This window comes from Actibacterium sp., from assembly GCF_041584535.1.
In the GTDB taxonomy this organism is placed as follows: domain Bacteria; phylum Pseudomonadota; class Alphaproteobacteria; order Rhodobacterales; family Rhodobacteraceae; genus Actibacterium_D.
The window spans coordinates 1-6,412 of the sequence record NZ_JBFHDW010000155.1; the positions used below are offsets into that span (position 1 = coordinate 1).

Annotated in this window: 8 protein-coding genes; 6 read left to right on the plus strand and 2 right to left on the minus strand. The window is 61.7% G+C overall.

What is annotated here, in order from left to right:
• The 6 genes from ABYW26_RS08855 to ABYW26_RS08880 all read left to right on the plus strand — a co-directional run.
• Positions 1 to 576, plus strand: a 576-nt coding sequence (locus ABYW26_RS08855) for a sodium:calcium antiporter (protein WP_372604423.1), incomplete at its 5' end; no start/stop codon positions are given.
• 14 nt (positions 577 to 590) lie between these two features.
• The gene (locus ABYW26_RS08860) at positions 591 to 1,376 is read left to right on the plus strand and encodes an SDR family oxidoreductase (RefSeq protein WP_372604424.1); all 786 of its coding nucleotides are present in this window, start codon (positions 591 to 593) and stop codon (positions 1,374 to 1,376) included.
• Between the two features lie 291 nt (positions 1,377 to 1,667).
• Positions 1,668 to 3,545 (plus strand): excinuclease ABC subunit UvrC, encoded by a 1,878-nt coding sequence (uvrC, locus tag ABYW26_RS08865; protein ID WP_372604425.1) that lies wholly within the window; start codon positions 1,668 to 1,670, stop codon positions 3,543 to 3,545.
• Between the two features lie 18 nt (positions 3,546 to 3,563).
• Positions 3,564 to 4,238, plus strand: a complete 675-nt coding sequence (gene pgsA, locus ABYW26_RS08870; RefSeq protein ID WP_372604426.1) for a CDP-diacylglycerol--glycerol-3-phosphate 3-phosphatidyltransferase — start codon at positions 3,564 to 3,566, stop codon at positions 4,236 to 4,238.
• A complete protein-coding gene (gene moaD / locus ABYW26_RS08875) occupies positions 4,231 to 4,479 on the plus strand; it encodes a molybdopterin converting factor subunit 1 (RefSeq protein WP_372604427.1) in 249 nt (82 codons plus the stop codon). Before pgsA ends, moaD begins: the two co-directional genes overlap by 8 nt.
• A gap of 4 nt (positions 4,480 to 4,483) precedes the next feature.
• Entirely contained in the window at positions 4,484 to 4,939 is a 456-nt protein-coding gene (locus tag ABYW26_RS08880) for a molybdenum cofactor biosynthesis protein MoaE (protein ID WP_372604429.1), read from the plus strand.
• 96 nt (positions 4,940 to 5,035) lie between these two features.
• Here the strand turns inward: ABYW26_RS08880 and ABYW26_RS08885 are convergent, their stop codons facing one another.
• Positions 5,036 to 5,359, minus strand: a complete 324-nt coding sequence (locus ABYW26_RS08885) for a hypothetical protein (protein WP_372604430.1) — start codon at positions 5,357 to 5,359, stop codon at positions 5,036 to 5,038.
• On the minus strand, positions 5,346 to 6,412 hold a 1,067-nt coding region (locus tag ABYW26_RS08890), incomplete at its 5' end, for an OmpA family protein (protein ID WP_372604431.1). The genes ABYW26_RS08890 and ABYW26_RS08885, both read right to left, overlap by 14 nt.

Sequence of the window (6,412 nt, forward strand, 5' to 3'; positions counted from 1 at the left end):
GACGCCATGGTCGCCGCCCGCGACCACCGCCGCGAGGCGCGGGCCTGTCTGGCGGGCGTGCCGGTTGACGTGCCTGCAGACGACGATGGCGATATCGACCCGAGCGAGATCGAAGGCGCCGACCTGTCGATGCCGATCTGGAAAATCGTGATGTTCATGGGGCTGGGTCTGATCGGCCTGCCCTTGGGCGCGGATCTGTTGGTTGATAGCGCGGTCAATATTGCCCGCGATTTCGGCGTCAGCGAAACCGTGATCGGTCTGACCTTGGTCGCGGTCGGCACCTCGTTGCCGGAACTGGCGACCACGGTAATGGCGGCGCTGCGGCGTCAGGCGGATGTGGCGTTGGGTAACGTGATCGGCTCGAACATGTTCAACCTGTTGGCCATCATCGGCATCGCCAGCTTTGTCGGTGACATGGAAGTGCCGCCGCAGATGCTTAGCTATGACCTGTGGGTGATGTTGGGGTCGTCGCTGTTGCTGCTGCCCTTTGTCTTTCGCGGCTGGAATATCACAAAAGGCTGGGGCATTGGCCTGACCATGCTTTATGCAGGATATGCGCTGTCGGTTCTGATCTAGGCAAAGGGGCGGTCATGAAAGCGGGCAAAGCACTGGTCACGGGGGCGGGAAAACGGCTGGGTCGGGCGATGGCCCTGCATCTGGCCAGCCGTGGGTTTGACGTCGCTGTTCATTACAACAGCTCGGCCGAGGATGCCTTGGCGGTGGTCGATCAGATCACAGCGATGGGGCGCAAGGCCGTGGCCTTGGGTGCCGACCTGCTGAACGATGCCGAGACCGAAACCCTGTTCCCGCGCGCGGTTCAGGCTTTGGGCGGGCCGCTGACGGTGCTGATCAACAACGCCTCGATTTTCGAATACGACAACCTTGCCACGGCGACGCGCGAAAGCTGGGACCGGCATATGCAGTCGAACCTGCGGGCGCCGTTCATCCTGACGCAAGCCTTCGCGGCGCAGGGTCTGAACGCGGGGCAGGATGACAAGGGCGAACAGGTCGCGGTGGGCCTGATCGTCAACATGATCGACCAGCGCGTGAACAAGCTGACACCGGAATTCATGACCTATACTTTGGCCAAGATGGGCCTTTGGGCGCTGACGCGCACCTCGGCTCAGGCCTTGGGGCCGGCGATCCGGGTGAATGCAATCGGCCCCGGCCCGACCCTGATCGGTGCCCGCCAAACGCAAGAGCATTTCGACAGCCAACGGGCCTCGACCATCCTGCAACGGGGTGCGGATGAGGACGATGTCACCGCGGCGCTGGAGTATCTTTTGATGGCCCGTTCCGTGACCGGACAGATCGTTTGCACCGATGGCGGACAGCACCTGACGTGGCAGACAAAAGATATATTTGGGATTGAATAAAACAACGTTCACGTTTTTGCCGAGCGTAAACGTCCACACGCGCGAGATCCGTTACAAAAGCGTTACGATTTAGTGAATGTTTTCAAGCCTTTGTCCTGCGACAATTTTTATATCATTTAAAAACAACAGGTTATAAACGCGCCTATTTTTTGAGCAAAGCGATGAACCCCCCTGAAAACAAGGAAAAATCCGGCTGCCTGAATACTTCCCCCCAGAGTTATCCACAGAATGCGTGGACAGGTTTCCCCTTGCTCAGGCTCTGCTATTTTTGCAGCTAGGACAGGGAATCATATGACCGACCTCACCGCGCAAAACCCACCTGATCGGCCGACTGGATTTGCCTGTGTGCAGTCCTATCTGCCCAGTCTTGATAACTCGCCCGGCGTCTATCGGATGCTGGATGCGGAAAGCCGGGTTTTGTATGTCGGCAAAGCCCGTTCTCTGAAAAAACGCGTGGCGAATTACGCCAGTCCGGGCGGGCATTCGCCCCGGATCGACCGGATGATCCGCGAAACCGCGTCGATGATGTTTCTGACCACCCGCACCGAGACCGAGGCGCTGTTGCTTGAGCAGAACCTGATCAAGCAACTGAAGCCGCGCTATAACGTGCTGTTGCGCGACGACAAATCCTTTCCGCATATTCTGGTGTCAAAGGCGCATGCCTTTCCGCAGATCAAAAAGCATCGCGGCGCGCGCAAGGAAAAGGGCGGCTATTATGGCCCCTTCGCCGGTGCGGGCGCGGTGAACCGGACCCTGAACCAGCTGCAGCGCGTGTTCCTGCTGCGCAATTGCCCGGACGCGACCTTTGAAAGTCGCACCCGTCCGTGCCTGCTGTATCAGATCAAGCGCTGCTCGGCGCCCTGCGTCGGCAAGATTTCCGAACAGGATTACGCCGCGCTGGTCGCCGACGCCGAACGCTTCCTGCAAGGCCGCAGCACCGAAATGCAAGCCGAGCTGGCGAAACAGATGGAGCAAGCCTCGGACGCATTGGAGTTCGAGCGCGCCGCCGCGCTGCGTGACCGGATTCGGGCGCTGACGCAGGTGCAATCCTCGCAAGGGATCAACCCGCGCGGCGTGAACGAGGCCGATGTCATCGCCGTGCATCTTGAGGGCGGGCAGGCCTGCGTTCAGGTGTTCTTTATCCGGGCGCATCAGAATTGGGGCAATCAGGATTTTTACCCCCGTGTCGGCGCCGGGATCGAAGAGGCCGAGGTGCTACAAGCCTTCCTCGGTCAGTTCTACGACACCAAGCCGCCGCCGAACCTGATCCTGCTGTCGCACCCCATCGAAGACGCCGATCTGATGACACAGGCGCTTAGCGACAAGATCGGCCGCAAGGTCGAGCTTGCCGTGCCGATGCGCGGCGAAAAGGCCGAGCTGGTCGCCAATGCCGCTCGCAATGCTCGCGAAAGTCTGGGCCGCCGCCTGTCGGAAACCGTGGCGCAGGCCAAGCTGCTGCGCGGGCTGGCCGAGGCCTTTGATCTGGACACCCCGCCGCAGCGGGTCGAGGTCTATGACAACTCGCATATTCAGGGCGCGCATGCGGTCGGGGCGATGATCGTCGCCGGGCCCGAGGGTTTCCTTAAAAGCCAATACCGCAAGTTCAATATCCGCGACGATGCCCTGACCCCCGGCGACGATTTCGGCATGATGCGCGAAATGCTGACCCGCCGGTTCCAACGCTTGTTGAAAGAGGACCCAGACCGCGAAACCGACGCATGGCCGGATCTGTTGCTGATCGACGGCGGCGCCGGTCAGGTCAGCGCCGTGGCCGGGATCATGGCGGAACTGGGCGTGACCGATATTCCGATGATCGGCGTCGCCAAGGGCATCGACCGCGACGCCGGCAAAGAGGAATTCCACCGCCCCGGCCGCCGCCCCTTTGCCCTGCGCCGCAACGATCCGGTGCTGTATTTCATCCAGCGCCTGCGGGACGAGGCCCACCGCTATGCCATCGGCGCCCATCGCCAGAAACGCGCCAAGGCCGTCGGTGCCACGCCGTTGGATGACATCCCCGGCGTCGGCGCGACCCGCAAACGCGCCCTGCTGACCCATTTCGGCAGCGCCAAGGCGGTCAGCCGCGCTGGCCTCTCGGACCTGAAAGCCGTCGAAGGGATTTCGGACAGCCTTGCCGAAACCATCTATGGCTTCTTCCATGAACGCGGGTGAGGTTGTAAGTCTATCGACATGACATGGAACATTCCGAATATCCTGACGGTCCTGCGGCTGATTTCAGCCCCCGGCGTCGCGCTGGCCTTTCTGTTTCTGCCCCGGCCCTTTGCCGATTGGGCGGCGCTGATCCTGTTTGTCGGCGCGGCGGTCACTGATTGGTTCGACGGCTATCTTGCTCGCAAATGGAACCAGACCAGCCGCTTTGGCGCGATGCTGGACCCGATCGCTGATAAGGCGATGGTGGTGATCGCGCTGATGGTGGTTGTGGCCGTGACCGGGATGCCGTTCCTGATCACCCTGCCGACGACGCTGATCCTGTTCCGCGAAGTCTTTGTCTCGGGCCTGCGCGAGTTTCTGGGCGATAAGGCCGGGCTGTTGCAGGTCACCAAGCTGGCCAAGTGGAAAACCACGGTGCAGATGCTGGCGATCGCGGTTTTGCTGGCAAACGGGATATTCGAACATGAATTCGGCATGCGCAGCATGGGCATGGACCGCGCGATGATCGCCGGGGTGCTGGATGGCTCGGTTCAGGATACGCTCGGCCTGCGCTTTCACTGGATGGCAATGGGCCAAAGCTGGACCGTCGGTATTGCGCTGATCTGGCTGGCGGCGATCCTGACCTTCGTGACCGGCTGGGATTACTTCGTGAAATCGCTGCCCTACCTGCGCGATGGGGGTGAAGATGATTGACGTTCTCTATTTCGCTTGGGTGCGCGAACGCATCGGCCTGCCGAAAGAGCGGATCGACACGCAGGCCGCGACCGTGGCCGAACTGGTCGAGGAATTGAAAGCCCGCGAAGACCGCTATGCCGCCGCCTTCGCCGACCTGTCGGCGCTGCGCGTTGCGGTCGATCAGGACCTGACCGATTTTGACGCGCCGCTGGCGCAAGCCCGCGAAGTGGCGTTCTTCCCGCCAATGACCGGGGGCTAAGCCGGTGACAGTGCGCATCCAGTCCGACCCGTTCGATTTCGGCGCCGAGGCCAATGGCTTTGCCCTGAACAACAACGACGCCGGCGCCATCGTCACCTTTACCGGCATCGTGCGTAACCTGCCCTCGGGCGATCTGGCGGAAATGCAGATCGAACATTACCCCGGCATGACCGAACGCGCCCTGCACCAGATCGAGGATGAGGCCCGCCAGCGTTGGAGCCTGAAGGACTGTCTTATCATCCACCGCCACGGCAGCCTGAAGCCCGGCGACATGATCATGATGGTCGCCACCGCCTCGCCCCACCGCGCCGACGCGTTCGAGGCGGCAGAATTCCTGATGGATTACCTGAAATCCCGCGCGCCGTTCTGGAAAAAGGAAATCACCGCTGCGGGGGAAGATTGGGTTGCCAGCAAAGACAGCGACGAAGCCGCGCTTGCGCGCTGGAGCACCAAGTCCTGAGGTTGCGATTTTGAGTATTTCGACCAAGAAAAAGCCGCCGTTTTTTCTTGGTCGAAATACTCCGGGGTTTGGGGCAGAGCCCCAATCCATCATTTGTTACTGGCTATTGCGTTCCAGATAGGCGCGCAGTTCCTCAGCCTCGTGCCGGGCTTCGCGCAGGCCTTCCATCGCGGCGCGCAATTCGGCCTCGGTCTGGTTCAGCTGGTTGGTCAGTTCGGCTTCACGCTGTTGCAGATAGGTGATCGCCTGATCGCGGGTCTCTTCGGCGTCGTGCAATTGTTGCGCCATCTGGTCGAGTTCGCCCATTTCCGATTGGGTCACGCGGGTGACGCGGTGAATGACCCAGGACGCGAACCATCCCAGCAGGAAGGCCACGAACAGGATGATGGCGGTGGCGATGATAAACTCAGTTCGGTTCATTGCTGCTGTCGTCCGTGGTTGTTTCGCTGGGGGTCTCGTCGGTGGCGGGCGCGGTTGGCTCGTCCCCGGCAGGGGCGTCCAGGTCGTCGGGCGCGGCCGGGTCGATCAGTTTGAATTCGATGCGGCGGTTGGCCTCACGGCCTTCTTCGGTGTCGTTCTCGGCGATCGGTTCGCTTTCGCCATAGCCCTTGGCGGTCAGGTGGGTGGTCAGCACCCGGCGGCCCAGTAGCGCGTTCAGCACCGCCTCGGCCCGTTGCTGGCTGAGGGCCTTGTTCATTTCCTCGCGGCCCTGGCTGTCGGTATGGCCGCCGATTTCCATCGGCACGTCGCTACAGCCTTTCAGCACCTCGGCGATTTTGGCGACCACGTCGCGCGACGGGCCATCGATGGTGACCGAGCTGGGCTCAAACGTGATCTGGTGCTCGGCAAGGATATCGTTGATCTGGCTGACGCATTCCGCCGGATCGGGCGGTTCAGGCAGCAAGGTGGCCGGGTCGAGCGATTCCAGATACTCGACCTCGATCTTGAAATGCTGGGCGTCGCCCAGTTTCTCGCCGAACAGTTGCGCGATGCGGGCGTTGGCCTCGGTGTCGCCGGTCTTGCCGCGCAGTTCGACAAAGTCCGGTTGCACCACGAGGCTGCCATAAGACAGCGCGGCCAGACCTTCCAGACCGGTCAGCACCCTTAGCGGCCAGCCGCCCGGCAATTCCGGGTCAAGGCGCATGCCGACGGTCACGTTCGAATAGCCAAAGCGCGAGAACGCATAGCTTTCGGTGGCGGTGCGGGTCAGGTCATCGGTCATCCGGCCACGCAGTTGCACCAGCCCTTCGGGGCTTTTGGTGGCGACGAATTCCGGCGGGCCTTTGCTGTCATCGCCGGTTCCGTCGACCTTGACCGGTTCGGGCAGCACCGCGTGCAGCGAGAACACCTCGGGCAGGTCATGGTCCAGCGCGCCGGTCACCCGGTCGAACAGCGATTGTTCGGTGCTGTCCAGCGCGACAAGGGTCACGTCGGCATCTGAGAATGTCAGGCTGCCGCCGCCCAGTTCGGCAA